The sequence below is a fragment of the Mucilaginibacter glaciei genome (assembly GCF_014773245.1).
Taxonomy (GTDB): domain Bacteria; phylum Bacteroidota; class Bacteroidia; order Sphingobacteriales; family Sphingobacteriaceae; genus Mucilaginibacter; species Mucilaginibacter glaciei.
Map to the genome: position 1 here is coordinate 711,559 of NZ_JACWMX010000001.1, position 16,523 is coordinate 728,081.

The 16,523-nt window shown below is 41.4% G+C and carries 16 protein-coding genes and 1 riboswitch; of the genes, 5 read left to right on the forward strand and 11 right to left on the reverse strand.

The window, feature by feature from the left end; genetic code table 11:
* Positions 1-3 precede the first annotated feature (3 nt).
* The 6 genes from IDJ76_RS03255 to IDJ76_RS03280 form a co-directional block, all read right to left on the reverse strand.
* Positions 4-858, reverse strand: a complete 855-nt coding sequence (locus tag IDJ76_RS03255) for a bestrophin family protein (RefSeq protein ID WP_191160663.1) — start codon at positions 856-858, stop codon at positions 4-6.
* 4 nt (positions 859-862) lie between these two features.
* A complete protein-coding gene (gene kynU, locus IDJ76_RS03260) occupies positions 863-2,149 on the reverse strand; it encodes a kynureninase (protein ID WP_191160665.1) in 1,287 nt (428 codons plus the stop codon).
* A 68-nt stretch (positions 2,150-2,217) separates the two neighbouring features.
* Positions 2,218-2,715, reverse strand: coding sequence for a pyridoxamine 5'-phosphate oxidase family protein (locus IDJ76_RS03265; protein ID WP_191160667.1), 498 nt, complete (start codon positions 2,713-2,715; stop codon positions 2,218-2,220).
* Between the two features lie 38 nt (positions 2,716-2,753).
* Positions 2,754-3,356 (reverse strand): DNA-3-methyladenine glycosylase, encoded by a 603-nt coding sequence (locus IDJ76_RS03270; protein ID WP_191160669.1) that lies wholly within the window; start codon positions 3,354-3,356, stop codon positions 2,754-2,756.
* The gene (locus tag IDJ76_RS03275) at positions 3,343-4,005 is read right to left on the reverse strand and encodes an alpha/beta fold hydrolase (protein ID WP_191160671.1); all 663 of its coding nucleotides are present in this window, start codon (positions 4,003-4,005) and stop codon (positions 3,343-3,345) included. Before IDJ76_RS03275 ends, IDJ76_RS03270 begins: the two co-directional genes overlap by 14 nt.
* Positions 3,998-4,480, reverse strand: a complete 483-nt coding sequence (locus IDJ76_RS03280; RefSeq protein WP_191160673.1) for a GAF domain-containing protein — start codon at positions 4,478-4,480, stop codon at positions 3,998-4,000. Before IDJ76_RS03280 ends, IDJ76_RS03275 begins: the two co-directional genes overlap by 8 nt.
* A 73-nt stretch (positions 4,481-4,553) precedes the next feature.
* On the opposite strand from IDJ76_RS03280, the gene IDJ76_RS03285 reads away from it, so the two are divergent.
* Both IDJ76_RS03285 and IDJ76_RS03290 read left to right on the forward strand, forming a co-directional pair.
* Positions 4,554-5,252, forward strand: a complete 699-nt coding sequence (locus IDJ76_RS03285; protein ID WP_191160675.1) for a DUF3291 domain-containing protein — start codon at positions 4,554-4,556, stop codon at positions 5,250-5,252.
* 10 nt (positions 5,253-5,262) lie between these two features.
* Positions 5,263-5,511 carry a hypothetical protein gene (locus IDJ76_RS03290; protein WP_191160677.1) on the forward strand — a complete coding sequence of 83 codons (249 nt, stop codon included), beginning with the start codon at positions 5,263-5,265 and terminating at the stop codon, positions 5,509-5,511.
* Positions 5,512-5,728: 217 nt separating this feature from the next.
* Here the strand turns inward: IDJ76_RS03290 and IDJ76_RS03295 are convergent, their stop codons facing one another.
* The 5 genes from IDJ76_RS03295 to IDJ76_RS03315 all read right to left on the reverse strand — a co-directional run bounded on the left by IDJ76_RS03295 (position 5,729) and on the right by IDJ76_RS03315 (position 11,025).
* A complete protein-coding gene (locus tag IDJ76_RS03295) occupies positions 5,729-6,436 on the reverse strand; it encodes a Dph6-related ATP pyrophosphatase (protein ID WP_191160679.1) in 708 nt (235 codons plus the stop codon).
* A 49-nt stretch (positions 6,437-6,485) separates the two neighbouring features.
* Complete coding sequence (locus tag IDJ76_RS03300) at positions 6,486-7,175, reverse strand: SIR2 family NAD-dependent protein deacylase (protein WP_191160681.1); 690 nt, start codon at positions 7,173-7,175, stop codon at positions 6,486-6,488.
* 110 nt (positions 7,176-7,285) lie between these two features.
* Entirely contained in the window at positions 7,286-7,858 is a 573-nt protein-coding gene (locus IDJ76_RS03305) for a DUF6580 family putative transport protein (protein WP_191160683.1), read from the reverse strand.
* A 50-nt stretch (positions 7,859-7,908) separates the two neighbouring features.
* Entirely contained in the window at positions 7,909-8,994 is a 1,086-nt protein-coding gene (locus IDJ76_RS03310) for a YncE family protein (protein WP_191160685.1), read from the reverse strand.
* A gap of 9 nt (positions 8,995-9,003) precedes the next feature.
* A complete protein-coding gene (locus IDJ76_RS03315) occupies positions 9,004-11,025 on the reverse strand; it encodes a TonB-dependent receptor plug domain-containing protein (RefSeq protein ID WP_191160687.1) in 2,022 nt (673 codons plus the stop codon).
* 99 nt (positions 11,026-11,124) lie between these two features.
* Positions 11,125-11,329, reverse strand: a riboswitch (cobalamin riboswitch).
* 44 nt (positions 11,330-11,373) lie between these two features.
* Between IDJ76_RS03315 and IDJ76_RS03320 the strand changes: the two genes are divergently transcribed.
* The 3 genes from IDJ76_RS03320 to IDJ76_RS03330 all read left to right on the forward strand — a co-directional run bounded on the left by IDJ76_RS03320 (position 11,374) and on the right by IDJ76_RS03330 (position 16,373).
* Positions 11,374-12,630, forward strand: a complete 1,257-nt coding sequence (locus IDJ76_RS03320) for a serine hydrolase (protein WP_191160689.1) — start codon at positions 11,374-11,376, stop codon at positions 12,628-12,630.
* Positions 12,631-12,688: 58 nt separating this feature from the next.
* The gene (locus IDJ76_RS03325) at positions 12,689-13,402 is read left to right on the forward strand and encodes an SRPBCC family protein (RefSeq protein WP_191160691.1); all 714 of its coding nucleotides are present in this window, start codon (positions 12,689-12,691) and stop codon (positions 13,400-13,402) included.
* 193 nt (positions 13,403-13,595) lie between these two features.
* Positions 13,596-16,373: a hypothetical protein gene (locus tag IDJ76_RS03330; RefSeq protein WP_191160693.1), complete on the forward strand. Its 2,778-nt coding sequence runs from the start codon at positions 13,596-13,598 to the stop codon at positions 16,371-16,373.
* Positions 16,374-16,523 lie beyond the last annotated feature (150 nt).

Below are 16,523 nucleotides of genomic sequence, written 5' to 3' on the forward strand. Positions count from 1 at the left end.
TAGCTAAGCAAATATCTCGCCCACATGTTTTTCAATATTTTCGCAGATGTTATCCAGTGGTAAATCATTCGCGTCAATGCCAAATGGGTCTTCAATTTCTTCGGCTATCAATTCGATACTGGTAAAAACAAATAGGATGAATCCAATTATCGGCATGATAAAATACTTCAAATCGAATGCCCATGTAAATGGCAGCGTAACGATGTAAGTAAAGATAAATTTTTTAATAAATACACTGTAGGAGAACGGTATTGGTGTTTTTTTGATACGTTCGCACGCGCCGCAAATATCTGTAAATGAGGTGATTTCTGCCGTTATGCTCACCAATTGCTCCGGGTTTATCTGCCCTGCTTTATTTAACTTGTAAACCTCTTTTATTATTGATGACGCGACCTGGTTAGGTACATGCTTATTGGCATCAATAGCAATAATGCTATCTTTTTCATAGGTATAAGAATCTCGCAGGTGATCCCTTAATACGCGGCTGTATAAAGGAATTGCGTATTCAAAAAAAGATGCAGAATCATCATCCACTAAATGCTTTAATTTAATAGCCAGATTGCGGCTGTTATTAGTAAGGCTCCCCCATATTTTGCGCCCTTCCCACCACCTGTCGTATGCTGAGTTGATCCGAAAAGCGAGTAATAAAGAGAATACAAAACCAATGGTTTGATGAATGTAGATCACCCTGGTTAATATACTATCCTTGGTAACATGCAAAACATCCAACAACAAAAAGGTAACTATACCCGCGTATGCAGCTACCGAAATTATCAGCGGGAAAAGCTTACGCAAGGTATCGGCTTTATCTATCTTAAATATAAAAGAGAACCACAGTTTTGGATTATAATAGATCATAAAGCTAATTAATGGCTTTTAACGCATTTGCTAATTGTTGAGCGGATTCATAAACATCTGTAAACGTGTTGTATAATGGTACGGCACTTAAACGGATAACATCCGGTTCGCGCCAGTCGCCTATCACACCGTTATCGGCCAAATAATTAAATATAGCTTTTGCATTTCTTTTGCAAACTACAGATAGTTGGCAACCACGGGCGGCGGGGTCAGTTGGCGTGATGATTTTATAAACGTCGTCACCAAAGTTGGTGTTGACCTGTTTGATCATATATTCCAGGTACCCGGTAAGTAATTCGCTTTTGGCGCGCAGCGCCGGCACCCCGCCCGCTTTCTCAAAAATATCCAGGGAAGCTTTGTGCAAGGCCATCAGCATAATAGGCGCCGTACTTACATTCCATCCCTCCGCACCAACTTCGGGTTGAAAGCCCTGCGCCATTAAAAAGCGTTGATCATGGCGGTAACCCCACCAACCTGCAAATCTATTCAGTGTGGTATCTGTAAAGTGCCTTTCGTTTACAAAAACACCACTTATACCTCCCGGGCCGGAGTTCATATATTTATAAGAGCACCAAGAGGCAAAATCAGCCCCCCAGTCGTGTAATTGCAAAGGCACGTTGCCTGCTGCATGCGCCAAGTCGAAACCCGCGTAGGCGCCCGCTTTATGCGCAGTAGCGGCAATAGTTTCTAAATCAAAAAACTGGCCTGTGTAATAATTTATCCCACTGAACATGACCAGGGCAATCTCGTCTGCATTATCGTCAATCAATTTAATGATATCAGCAGTATGTAATGTGCTTTCGCCCTCACGGGGTTTTACCTCAATAATAGCATCTGCCGGGTCGAACCCATGAAAGCGTACCTGGCTTTCTACCGCATATTGATCTGAAGGGAATGCCCCCGCTTCCATAAGTATTTTATACCTTTTACCTGTTGGTTTATAGAAGCTTACCATGAGTAAATGAAGATTTACTGTAAGCGAATTCATGACCGTTACCTCTGCCGGTTTTGCCCCCAAAATATTTGACAGCGGGCCAATAAGTTTTTTATGATAAGCCAGCCAGGGATCATCTCCTTGAAACCAACCCTCTACGGCTAATGTTTCCCAAGAATTAAGCTGATCTTGAAGATATAATTTGGCCGTTTTTGGTTGCAGGCCCAGCGAGTTGCCACATAGGTATATGGCATACTTCCCGTTATGTTTTGGGATCAAAAATTCATTGCGAAAACCGCCAAGTTGGTCTTGTGCGTCGAGCTCGGTTGCAAATGCTAATGTGTCCTGGTAATTCATTAGCCAATATTACAAAAAAGGCAGATTATCCATCTGCCTTCTTGGTAATATTATCAGAACTTTATGTATTAAAGTTCTATTTGGCCGTGTTTGCCTTCGTCATATTGCTTGCCTGTGACTACCGCTTTCAGCATATTAAAAAGCACTACCATACTACTACTGCTACTATCCCAGTATTCGGCATCGGTAGGGCTCATTTTGAGCAAGGTGATTTTTGGGTCATCGATTCCTTCAGGGAAAAATGCTTGAATAAAAGGATTCCATAAGGCCTTCATTTTTGCCTTATCGTCTACCAACGTAGCTTCGGCAACGATGCTCAAATAAGTATTGTTAGCGCCATCAGAATAAGTTAACGATACCGTATTCTCTACCGAGATCTCGCTTACTTTCGGTGAATATTCGTTGGTGAAAAACCATATATCGCCATTTTCATCGATATCGGCGGTGCCCATAGGCCTGCTGCTAAACCCATGTTCGGCTGTGTATGTGGTCAGCATGGCTGTCCTTACTTCTTTTACTTTCTCTTGAAGATATTTTAGTGATTCTGTTTTTGACCAGTTGCTCATATTGCGTTAATGTTATGTTAACACAACCGACAATGTTTTTATTTGTTGGGTTTACTCACAAAAATATTTTCCTTCAAATAAAAGCGGTAAGGGAGTAAGGCATCGTCGCCTGCATAGTCAATACCCACACGCGGCCCGGCGACTACTTCAACATCGGGGAAAGTTAAACCTCTATCTTCAACCCATATGGTATCGCCTTGCAGACTCATGGCGTTTATGTTGCGCGATATGCCTAAAGCTTTGGCTACAGATCCCGGGCCCCTGGTGATATTAGGTTTCAACGTATCCATATCGCGGCGGGCCATTATCATATCCAGTCCATCTGTAGGATGGATAGCGCGGATCAAAATAGCGTGCGGCTGGCCGTCTACTGACGTTACGATATTAAACATTTCATGGATACCATAACACAGATAAACATACGATACGCCACCTTGTAAATACATGGTTTTGGTTCGTGGTGTCATCCGGCCACCATGGGCGTGCGAAGCTTTGTCGATGATCCCCGCGTAGGCTTCTGTTTCAACAATATATCCGCCGGTCAGGTTACCATCTATACAAGTAAAAAGGTATTTGCCTATCAAATCGCGGCTTAAGGCAACTACATCCGGGTTGTGATAATAACTTTCAGGCAGTTTCATTATTCAAAATACCGGCTAATAACCTATTGATCTCATCAGCCCTGTCAAATACCATGATATGCGTACCACCTTTAACAATCGCCGTAGGTTCTTTAATGTTTTTGTAAGGAAAAACGAGGTCTTTATCGCCAATGAGGTGAAATAAATTTGCTGGCACGGTATCGTTCCGCCAATTTAAAATTGCTTTCATCGCCCATTTCATAAATATCGGAGAAGACTCGCGAAGCATACTTTTAAATAAATTTAAATCTTCAGTGTTCATTTTGCCAAAGATTGGTTTTATTAAAAAGCCGACATGCGTCATCAACTGATCGGGAATAGCTGTATAAACGGGCACATTCTTAAAAAATTTAAAATACTTGGGGACTTCGCTTTCAGTTTTGATACTGGATATCAAAATTACGGCTTTTAGCCTAACACGTTTTGCTATTTCGGTCGCAATAATTCCACCCAATGATACGCCAATAACAACAGCACCGAAATCAATACGATACTGATTTATAATTAGTTGTGAATAATCACTTAACGTACTTTTGATATCTGGTAATAACCAATCAACGGCCACTATCTCAAAGCCTTGAGGCAAAATAATGTTCTTGAACAAACGTTTATCGGCGCCTAAACCCGATATCAAATAAACCTTAGTCATTAAAGTTGATCAGCTTAACTATCTGTGTTAAATAAAGTTCATCAGTATCGTCAAACTCATTTAATTCAGAGCTGTCGACATCAAGCACGCCAATCACTTCGTGATTACGAAACAGTGGGATCACGATCTCTGAACGGGATAACGAACTGCAGGCAATATGCCCGGGAAACTCTTCCACATCCGGCACAATAAGCGTTTGCGCCTGCTCCCATGCTGCACCGCAAACCCCGCGCCCCTTAGCAATCCTGGTGCAGGCGACAGGTCCCTGGAACGGACCCAAGACCAATTCACTATCCTTCACCAGGTAGAAGCCAACCCAAAACCATTTAAACTGTTCTTTTAAGGCGGCACAAACGTTTGCCATATTTGCAATCAGGTCGGTTTCGCTGTGCAATAAACCCTCAATCTGCGGAATTAATGATTGATACTGCTCCTCTTTATTTGCCGATACGGTTATTTTTAAATCCTCTGCCATAAAGCAAAAGTAACAATGGCGTGTTGAAAGTAAATAAGTTAAATATCATATTTAATATTTTATTTCGCAGTAGATGATTGTAAGCCTCACAATAGTACGTTACCGGAAAGCCTTTGTGCCGTTTGCCCTCCTGGCAATGGCATTACACCGCCTGCCAATGATGTTGCAGGATGGCTGCAGTTTTTGGAAATTGCTAGGCAGTGGCCGTAACGGCACTTTTGATTTGCAGCCCGACTGGCAGCAATGGGGCCTGTTAGCTGTTTGGGATGACCGGAATAGCTATGAGCAATTTGCCCAAAAATCTCTTGTAAGTAAATGGTGGAGCACGTTGGGTACTGAAAGCTGGACAATTTTGTGCCAGCCCATGCAAAGCCATGGTAAGTGGGATGGTAAAGAACCTTTTGGCCAACCCAACTCTGCAATTATCCAAGGCCCTATCGCGGTGCTTACCCGTGCCACTATAAAAATGAGCCGGTTAAAAAACTTCTGGTCTAATGTAGATGATATAGCAAATTTGATGGTTGATGCGCCAGGCTATATCACCTCTATCGGCGTTGGCGAAGCGCCGGTTTACAGGCAGGCAACTTTTTCTATATGGGAAAATTTTGAAGCGATGAAGGCCTTTGCTTATGGTAGTAAACAGCATGCTGAGGTGATCAAAAAGACACGTAGTGAAGGCTGGTACAGCGAAGAGCTTTTCGCCCGTTTCGCTATCATCGAAACCCAGGGTACTTTAAATGGAATTAACCCACTAAGCGGGTTTTTAAAATAGAGTTTATTACATGAGAATTATTGCCGAATTACCGCACCCTGATTTTAAAATTTCTATCCTGAGCATGAACTCCAAGTTTATTATTAAAATTGAAAAAGGCGCTTTAGAGCAAACTTATAAACTGCCTGAAATGGACCTGACGGATGGCGTAAACAGTGTTTTTGAATTACTTGATGAGGCCTTTCTGAACACCGTTAAAGAGCGGTTTGCAGCAATGCTTAAAGACTTTAAAGATGCATATTACAGGTATAACTATTGATCGTAAATATCTGTAAAATAGGTAGTTAATATTCAATTATTATTCAAACAGAATAATATTCTGTAAATAAATGTTTATTTCACTTTTTTAGGATACTAAAATTGGCATAATTTAATTTGATAGTTTAATTTGTCATCGCAAGTACTTGAAAATCAAATTTATTATGAAATTCTTAAATTTTTAATTTGGCACTTAATTTAGCCAAATAAATGGGAGGTTAAGCCGGTAACAGGTCACAAAACCAAAATTCTGACAATTTTTCCTGATCGTCTGAATAGCTATCTTTTTTGGGCGATTGATATTGCTTAATGACCAGCTCTCCCGTTTTGTATTTAACCTCTTTTTTGAAAATAGGCCCTTTAAATGCAAAAGTGTGGAACTCCCCATTTTCGCCACAAACGTCTACCCCTACCGGCAAGTTTTTAATCAGCTCTTGGGTTATTTCCTTACCGGCAAATACTTTCAAATCGGCCCTAACGCAGGCAATCACGGTACCGAATCCAAGATCTAAAAATTCGTTAATCAATTCGTTTGTATCGCGTTTCCAAAGGGGGTAAATTCCGGTTAATCCGGTGCCGGCCAACTGATGGTCCCGATAGGCTTTTAGGTCTTCCAAATGAATATCGCCGTAGATGGAATGTGTGATTCCCTCCAATTTGAATTGTGCTAAATGACTACTTATTATTTTGCCATAAGTATCCGTGTCTGGCATCTCCGGCAAGCGGATTTGGTAAAGCGGAATGCCGATGCTTTGCGCCTGCAGTACCAGTAATTCTGTCCGCACCCCATGCATCGAGATCCGGTCGGCGGTATCATTAATAGTAGTAACCAGGTAACGAATATCTAAAGTTGGATTTTGCAAACAGTGGTATAGCGCCAATGCACTATCTTTACCGCCGCTCCAGTTAAAAATGCAAGGAATCATTTTAGTTAGTGATTTAGCGAATGAATGAATTAGTGATTTTTCTAAACTTTTAATGTTCATTCGCCAGCAACTCTTCTACCAACATGGGTACCCCTACTGTTGCTTTGTAAGGCATTTCAACAATGCGGCGATTAATTGCTGTGGGTATGTTTGGGTCGATGATGTACTTGGTTACATCGCGCGGCACGTAATCCATCAAACCGGCAGCCGGGTAAACCGCAAGAGAGGTGCCTATCAAAATAAAAAGTTCGGCTTCGGCGCAAAGCTGCGCTGCCTTTTCTATCATCGGCACAGCTTCGCCAAACCAAACTACGTGCGCGCGCAGCTGTGAACCTAATTCGCAGGTATCCCCCATTTTTATTTCCCATCCTTCAATCGGGTAGGTCAAGTTTGCCTTGATACTTGATTGCGACCGCGTAATAACGCCATGCAGGTGCACTACTTTTTTTGAACCGGCACGCTCGTGCAAATCATCTATGTTTTGTGTGATAATTGTTACATCGTACTTTTCTTCCAATCGTACTAACGCTAAGTGAGCTGCGTTAGGCTTTGCGTCCAAAACAGATTTCCGGCGTTCGTTATAAAAGGACTGCACTAATTCCGGGTTGCGGGCCCAGGCCTCGGGTGTAGCAACATCTTCAATGTTATAACCCTCCCACAAGCCATCGCTGTCTCTGAAGGTTTTTAAGCCACTTTCCGCACTTATTCCGGCCCCAGTAAGTATTACTATTCTTTTCATGTTTAATTGCTCTACAAGGTGGATTTTTAACTAAGTTAATAATTGGTGTGCAAACAAAAAAAGCGGTTGAACCATTGGTCAACCGCTTTTCTGAAATTTTATAGATCAGCTTACAAAGCTAATTCCTTGCGGGGCCGTAATACCTCGAATTTGCTTTTTGCTAATTCAAATCCGCCGAATAAAATAGCGCCATAGACGGCATCGGCTATCAGCATATTTTTTTCAAATGGGATAGCTGCCACTAACGAAACTCCGTAACCTTTCAAATCATGGGTGTACATCGTGCCGTATAAAAATGGCAAATCCATAATTAACCAGTGTACCAGCACAGCCGCAATAGAAGCGACGGCAACGTTAGCAACGTTTACTTTTTTAATGAGTGTGCCTATAAATACCATCATCGCAAAGCAACTATACATCCATAGCGAACTGCTGTAAAATACGATGAACTTAGAGGTATACATGTAATTGATCAGCATATCGCTCACAAAAAGTGCTGCAATCGGTACGGCGTAGGCTTTCCACTTATCCGTAAAATACGTGCCGCCAAACAGTGCGATAGCACCAACGGGGGTAAAATTGCTTAACCATAAAAATTGAGTATTTACCAGGCGCATAGCCATTGCTACGATCACCATTAAAATGAGCAATGATGTACGGATGTTAGTTTTCTGTGAAGACATATAATTGAATGTAGCGCAAATTTATTGATAATAGCCTGTAATATAAAATGCTATTTGTTAACGAACACGATGGTGCCAGGATTAATTCCAACTGTTACCGGGTAACCTTTAGCCTTTTCTAAAACGCCATTTTTATCGAAGGCAAACAGCTGTCCGTTTGAGGCGTAATCTTTTGCGTCTGCAACAAATACTTCTCCTGTAGTGCTGTCAAAAGCAATGCTATACGGCGTTTTAATAGCTGTGCCATCTGTAATAAAGTTAGTCTTAGCTACCGTTTGTGTTTTCACATTGTATACTACAACTTTATTATCTGACGTAAGGAAATAGGCAAAATCTCCGCTTACAACTATCGAGGTGCCATACGCGCCCGATAACGTTGTGCTTGTTGTTTTAACAGCATCGGTAGCGTTATCAATAATGGTCATACCAGGTAAAATTGAGGAGTAATCACCTGCCGATAACACATAAACATTCCCGTAACTATCTGCAGCCATACTTACCGGGTTGGCAATTACAGTAATTTTTTTAGTTTCGATAAGGGTGTTTAAATCAATGACAGACACAGTTTTATCGGGATTTCCAAAACTTAAGCCGCCGGAATTTGCAACATATAGCTTTCCGTTTGATACCACCATTTGCTCGGGGTTGCGGCCTACGGTGATGTATTTTTCGATAGCTAAGGTAGTGGTATCCATTATCGCGACCGTACCATCATAAGATGATATGAATGCCTTGTTTTTGTTGAATACCACATAACGTGGCTGGCGGCCAACTGTTCCGTTAAACATTTTTACCTGCTGGATGGATTTTGTTGTTTTAGCGTTAACTACCTCCACAGTACTGGATACGTTTACAACAATATACATTTTAGATCCGTAGATCTTTGCATCATTACCGGTATCGCCCAGTTTAGTTCCGTTAACCGCATTAAAGCGATCGGACGTTGTTGTTTTAGCGGTGTAGTCAAAAAAGCTTAACGAACTGTTGTTAGCACCAAAGTTACCTTGGTTGAGCACATATACCCCGGCGGTTGCTACCGGTTGATCTACCAAAACGTTCTTATCTTTCTTACAGGAAAATAAGATAGAAATAATGGTGACGGTTGCTAACAGTGTTTTGAGTTGAAATTGTTTCATAGTTATATATTAAATTGTTATTTGAAAAGATAAACGGTACGAGCGCCCCGGCATTGGGAAACTTCGGATAATGGCGTAGTTTTCATTAAACAGGTTGTTAACCTCAACAGATGCCGAGACAGGCAACTTGCCGGTAACGAATTTATATGCGGCAGATACATCGCTGATAGCGTAACCAGGCACGAAATAGTCGGGCGTATTGTTGCCGGTGTAATACCTGCCCGTTGATAAGATTTGATTGTAACAAACCCCTACCCGCCTATAATTTACACCTGCGTTTAAGGCAAGCGTGTTTTTAGGAGTGTAAGGGATCTGGTTGTTATAGCTGGAGGATGTAGGGTCACTTTTATCTGTGGCTTGCTGGTAGGTAAAGTTTGCGCTTAGTAATCCGCGCCAGTTGTTGTGCAGGGGTGTTTGTGTTTTTAAGCCAATGTCAATTCCCTTTACAGCGACCTTACCAATATTGCTGAACGAAAAGATAGCCGGGTTTTGATTAGGCACCGCAAGAATCTTGTTAGTTACATCGTTATAATAGGCATCTGTAGTTAACGTAATGTAATCCAATAAGTTATTTAAGTTCTTAGTCCAGGTAAAACCCATATTGTACTGTTTTACAAACTCCGGTTTAATGGCGCGCGGTACAATGGCATAAAAGTAAAGCTCATCTAATGTGGCCGGCCTAAAGATGCTTTTATAGAAGCCTCTTACCTCAAAATTACTATCTGGTAAGGGTTTAAAAGTTGCCATTAAGGTAGGCGATAATACCGATCGCGGTTGATCTGTGCTTCCTCTTTCTACCGTCTCTTTGAGGTAGGTATATAGCAAGTTTCCCTGCAGTTGCCACTTACCTTTGCGGTAATTCGTTGCCAACACATTTAATAAAGTAAATCGCGATGGATAGGCGTAATTATAGATATCTGCGTCCATTTTGATCAGGGAAGCGTCAGTCGAATAAGATATTTTCCAATTGCTGGTTAGTTGATAAGCTAATGCTACCGATTGATATTCTTCTTTTTGGATGTAGTGCTGATCTAAAAAACCCTGCTGATTAAAAAAAATCGGGTCAAGGTAGCGTGTTTTTACCTGCGACAGTTTGGAGTTTAGCAGCAATTGCAAGCTGCTGTTCCATGTACGTTCGTAAGTAGCTTGCACAAAAAAGTCATTATTCTCTAATCGCTGACTGGAATAAGGGTTATAAAATATCACCGCGCCCGGCAGGCCTCGGTTGGCGCCATAATAGTTGAGGTGAATGTTGAATTTGTTGCTGTCGCTTTTTGTCCAGTATAATGCAGCATCTGTTTGAATGGATTTAACTTCGCCATTTCTGCGCACTGCCAGCGTATCAGACCCATCTCCATCAACTTTATATTTATACCGGCCGTTGGCGTAAACGTAATTCGCATTAGCTATTATAGCCCATTGCTTGTTAATGCGCTGCTGCCATTGCAGGTAAGTATTTGCCAGCCCAAAAGATCCGCTTTTGATTCCGGCTTGCACCTGATACAGTTTGCTTTGTGTCAGCACCGGTTTAACCGTTTTAATACTTAGTACACTTGCAGATGCAAATGAACGCGCCGGTTGCAGCAGGTTTTCGGGCTGGCCGATAAACAAGGCTATTTCCTGTACGTTGCTCAGGTTAAACTTGCTTAGGTCTATCTGTCCGTTTTGGGCATCGTTCAGTTGCACACCGTCAAATAGTACAGCGGTATGGTTGGCACCCAGGCTGCGCACCGATATGGTTTTCAATCCACCAATACCGCCGTAATCCTTAATATTAACGCCCGAGAAGTTACGGATAGCATCTGCAACGTTGAATGCGTTGTAGCGGGTGAAATCTGTTCTGCTTAATTGCTGTGTTGGTGTAAGGGTTTCAACTTTAGGCGCTAAGTTGCCTGTAACCATTACTTGTTTAAGCTTTTTGGTTGTATCGCTTTGCGCAAAAGTGTTGGTCGCAATAAAACAAGTTAATATAACTAACCATTTTTTGGCAGGTATCGAATTATATAAACCGGGTAAACAGATCTGCTTCATTGTTTTTTAAACAACACAGCCAGAGGCGAAAAAATACGGAATGGAAATACACTGCTTGCAGAAGGCATTCACATCCAGGCTTCAATCCACGAAAGCTATGAATAATATAATGCTGAGGCAGGTATTCTGACTTGCTCCCCTTGGCTCTGCCTTCCCATCCGTTTGACAACGAACAGTGACAATAAGAATGAACCCTGGTTAATAGAGCTTACAGCTGCGGGACAGTTACAGATTTACACTGTATTCCCTTTTAATCCTGTTTTGAAAATGCTTCGCCACAGAAACCTAAAGCGCTGCAAAGGTACCACAAGTATTAATAACCGCAACTAACATTGTATATTTATACTAATGAAGCAATTTTTAACCCTTGCAATATTGGCAACGATGTTATCCGCTAAAGCGCAACAGCCCGACACGGTATTTTTAAAGCAAATGCTATTGTCACATCCCGACATGTTTAGCGGGATCTTAAGTCACCCTACCCAAAACGAGGTGCAGATACTTTATACGAAAATAGATCGCGACAAAAATAACGTCCCGCATTTTACTTTGTTTAGTTATCGGTTAAATCCTAGGCGGTATTTTTATCCGGCCAGTACCGTTAAACTGCCAACGGCTATTTTCGCGTTAGAAAAACTGAATGAATTGAAGATAAAGGGTTTAAATAAAGACCTTAAGATGCTTACAGACAGTTTATTTAAAGGGCAAACTAAAGTAGTGAAAGACAGCTCGTCGGTGAACGGTTTTCCAACAGTTGCCAACTACATCAAAAAAATATTACTGGTAAGTGATAACGATGCTTACAATCGATTGTACGAATTTATCGGTCGCAGTGAGATCAATAAAAAGTTGAAGAAATACCAGTTGAACAATACCCGCATCATTGGCAGGCTGGCTGTTGGCGACGGTGGCGAAAGTGCCAAGAATACAAACCCGGTAGATTTTTATAAGGGCGATAAATTGATTTATCATCAGCCAGCCGGCTTAGATGCGAATAGTTACCCTATGCATCTGGATAATACGATGCAGGGTAAGGGCTACCTGGATAAGAATGACCAACTGGTCATGCATCCGTTTGATTTTAGTGATAAGAATGTTTACCCCATTGCGGATCAGCAAATGGTATTAAAGCGTTTATTATTCCCCCAGGCGTTCCCTAAATCGCAGCGTTTTAACCTAACTGCGAACGATTATAATTTTATATATCGGAATATGAGTATGTTCCCTACAGAAAGCAGTAAGCCCACCTATAACCCGCCGGAATACTATCCTGCATATTGTAAGTTCCTGTTTTATGGTGGCGATAGTACAGCTGTAATTAACCCGGATATCAGGATCTTTAACAAACCCGGCGACTCCTACGGGTACGATATCGACAACTCCTACATTGTTGATTTTAAAAACAAGGTAGAGTTTCTGGTTACCGCCGTAGTACAGTCTAACGAAGACGGCATCTACAACGATGATAAGTATGAATACGAAACGGTATGCCTTCCCTTTCTTAAAAATATTGGCCAACTGCTTTATCAATATGAACTAAGCCGCCCTAAAAAGTATCTGCCCGATTTAACTAAATTTAAATTTACTTACGATAAAGGAAAATAAAACAGGCTAAACGCAAACCCCTCTGTAATTTAACTGTTCACTTTAAAACAGACAAATTATGACAAGTTTAGCATTACAGCAAAGATATAAAGGTGTGGCAGCCGAGCAGGAAAGTATTAACCTGTCGCAAGCCGAGCGTACGGTATCGATAGCTACCGGTGTCAAATTGGCTTTATCCGGCTTTAAGGGGATCTTTAAAAGTCCTTTTAGCAGTATCATTAAACTGGGTGCCGGTGGTTACTTGCTTAACCGCGGTATTACCGGCCATTGCGAATTATATTCGCGTATGGGCCGTAACTCTACAGAACCGGTGAATGTAAATATCCGTTCTTCCTTTTTGATAGATAAGCCCCGCCAGCAGGTTTATGATTTTTGGCGGAAGCTGGACAACTTGCCGCTGTTTATGAAACATCTGGAAAGTGTAGACCTTATAGATGATACCCGTTCGCATTGGGTATTGAAACTGCCTGTGGGTTTACCAAAAGTAAGTTGGGATGCCGAGATTGTAAAGGACGAGCCCGGCTATAGTATTGGCTGGAGTTCATTGCCAGATTCTTTGATAGATAATGCCGGAAAAGTACGTTTTCAGGATAGCCCCGATGGCAACGGAACACTCGTAGATATCATCATATCATATCGCCCGCCCGCAGGTGGCTTTGGTGGGGGCATCGCGCACATTCTTAACCCAGTATTTAAAAACATGGTTGACGATGATGTGCGAAATTTTAAGCAGTATATGGATATTGACGATACCTACGTAGTTTATGAATAGTTGTCTGTTGGTATAAGAAAAAAATAGATGTGAAAAGCTTCTCAATAATCGTTGAGGGGCTTTTTTAGTGATATATAAATCGAAAATCTCGTGAGCGTATGCTCAAATTGTTTATAACCATAGGAACAATAAAAACCCTTTACGATATTCTTTTTAGAAACTTTTGGTAAATTCACCCAACCCAAAACTTACGATGAGAATCACAATTTCCTTTTTATTTTCTATAACAATAATAGCAATAACCAGCTTACCTGTATTAGCTCAAAAAGATACTGCGTTTTTAGCCAAAGCGGCCATCTCTTATAATGCAAAAGCAGAAGCACTTCCAATAGAAAAAGTATACCTGCATCTGGATAAGCCAAATTATTTACCCGGTGATACATTATGGTTTAAAGCATATGTAGTAACGGGTAAAGCCGGCCAACCTTCAGACATAAGCGGGGTTCTTTATACCGAATTGGTCAACTCGGCAGATTCTGTGGTAAGCCGTGTAATTTCCGAAATAAACTCAGGCAATACCTGGGGAGATCTTTCGCTATCGACAAGCGTAAAACGCGGCAATTATCATCTGCGCGCCTACACCAATTGGATGCGCAATGCCGGTGCGGAATATTTTTATGATCAATCATTAAATATAGGCGGCAGTTTAACTTTGGAAACTACAAATCAAACTGCCGAAGTAGATCCTGATGTACAATTTATGCCCGAAGGTGGCGAACTGGTGAATGGCCTGCGTTCTAAAGTAGCGTTCAAAGTGGTAAAGCCAAACGGTTTATCAGAAAATGTAACCGGCAGTATAGTGGATAACAATAACATTGCTGTTGCCGAATTTGAAACTAAGCATGCGGGTATGGGCATCTTTCCGCTACTGCCGCAAGCAGGTAAAATATATACGGCCAAAATTAAGCTGAGTGGTGGACGCCTTTTGAGCGTTGCTTTACCAAAGGCCAAAGACGCGGGTTACATCATGCAAATAAATAACAGCCTTCAAGATAGCCTCGTGGTTAAAATTTCGGCAAATAGTCAACTATTCCAGGCCAGGCAAAACAGTGCTTTTTATTTAATAGCACAAAGCGGCGGTGTAATATATTATACAACCTCCGGCAAGTTAAATGAGCCGACCTTTACAGCCTCGGTTATAAAAAACAGGTTTCCGTGTGGCATTGTACAGTTTACTTTGTTTGATGACAGCGGCCAACCTATAAGTGAACGTATTGTATTTATAGCTAACGATGATACCTTGAAGATGAGAGCAAGTAGCATCGTGAAAATAGCCCATCCAAGAGACCACAACAGTTTAACCTTTACCATAACAAACGCGGAGGGTGCCGCTGTAGCAGGCACTTTTTCAATGGCTGTTATCAACCAAAGCCGCGTTGGCGTTGACGAAGATGCGGAAGGTAGTATTTACAGCCATTTGTTGCTAAAATCTGACCTTAAAGGTTACATTGAAAAACCAAATTATTATTTTAACAGGCAAACACCCAACAAGCTGGCCGAATTAGATATACTAATGTTAACACAAGGCTATCGTAAATTTGAATGGCGTGCGTTAAATAACCCGCCTGCAAAACCAGCTTACGATGCAGAACAATACTTAAGCCTCGAGGGATCAGTAAAAACGTTATCGGGTGCTCCGGTGCCAAACAGTAAAGTGTCGCTTACCTCTACACGGGAAGGCTTTTTTGCTGATACCATTGCTAATGCAGCCGGTAATTTCAAATTTGATAAATTAAGCTTAACCGATACCGCTAAGATCGCACTGCAGGCCCGCAAAGAAAAGGGTGGGAAAAACGTATTTATCTTGGTAAAACTGCCAAATTACCCGGTAGTATTGAAAGAAAAAGTCACAACGGCCCAAATTGATTTCAATAATACTGATCCATTGTTTAAAACCTCCGTCTATAAAGAACAACTTAAAGCTGATTCGATTAAATATCGATCCACTTTACCGCAAATTACCGTAACTGCTAAAAGGATCGCTAAACCTGATAGATTTAACATGAACGGTGTTTTACCTGAAAGATTAATAGATGTAAGTCGGATAAAACTTCAAAATTCTTTACAGGAAGCCGCACGTTGGGCCATACCCGGAATTTTTTCTCAGGATGGGACACTAACGTATGAGGGTAGATCTTTAGCTGTATCAGTAAATGGTTTGAGGATGACTGTAAGCGACCTTGCTGCTTATGATCCGGCGGAGATAGATAATATAAGACTTATATCAGGATCTTACACAACTTCGCCATTGTTGCTATTTACCACTAAAAGTTCTGTAGGGACAGATACAACCGTTTTAAAAGAAGTTGTAGTCAAAGCAAAGCGTAGTAAATCACAATTGCTTACAAGGTCTTCAAACTTACATGGTGCCGGGAATGCCGACCAGGTTCTGATGGGTGACAAATTGGTGGGTTGCGTAAATATTGCCGATTGCTTAAGGGGAAAACTGTTCGGCGTTACTTTTAAAGCTGACGGTACGCCGGTAAACACATCACGTGGTGTGAACAGAGATATGGTGATCATTGTTGATGGTGTTCAACTACCGGGTTCGGAATTGAATAATGTAGTGGCCGACAATGTGCTAAGTATCGAAACATTGATAACTGCCGGGTCAAGGTCTATTTATGGAGCGTCCGTAGAAGGTGGTGCTTTAATAATCACTAATAAAATAGGCAGTGAAGGTAAGTTTGTAACCAGCGAAATAGCTAAGGGTATAATTACTTATCCTTTTAAGGGCTTCCATGTAGCGCGCAAATATTATGCACCCAAATATGCAGCCGGGCAAAATACCGGTACCCCTAATCTACGTTCGGGCATTTATTGGAAACCAGATATAACTACCGATAGCGAAGGTAAATTTTCTGTAGACTATTTTAACGGCGATACAAAGGGCACTTACCGCATTGTTTTAGAGGGACTTGATGATAACGGGAAGCTTGGCCGGCAAACTTATTATTACAGCGTGAAGTAATGTTTTTGTAATAAATAATGCTGTCGTGGTTATCGCTCTTAACACCGCAAAGCATTACTGGTTAACTAACTAACTAATTAACAACCCAAAGGCAATACAACTAAAAACGGCCTCCAGAAAAATTCTGGAGGCCGCTTCTGTATATAAAGA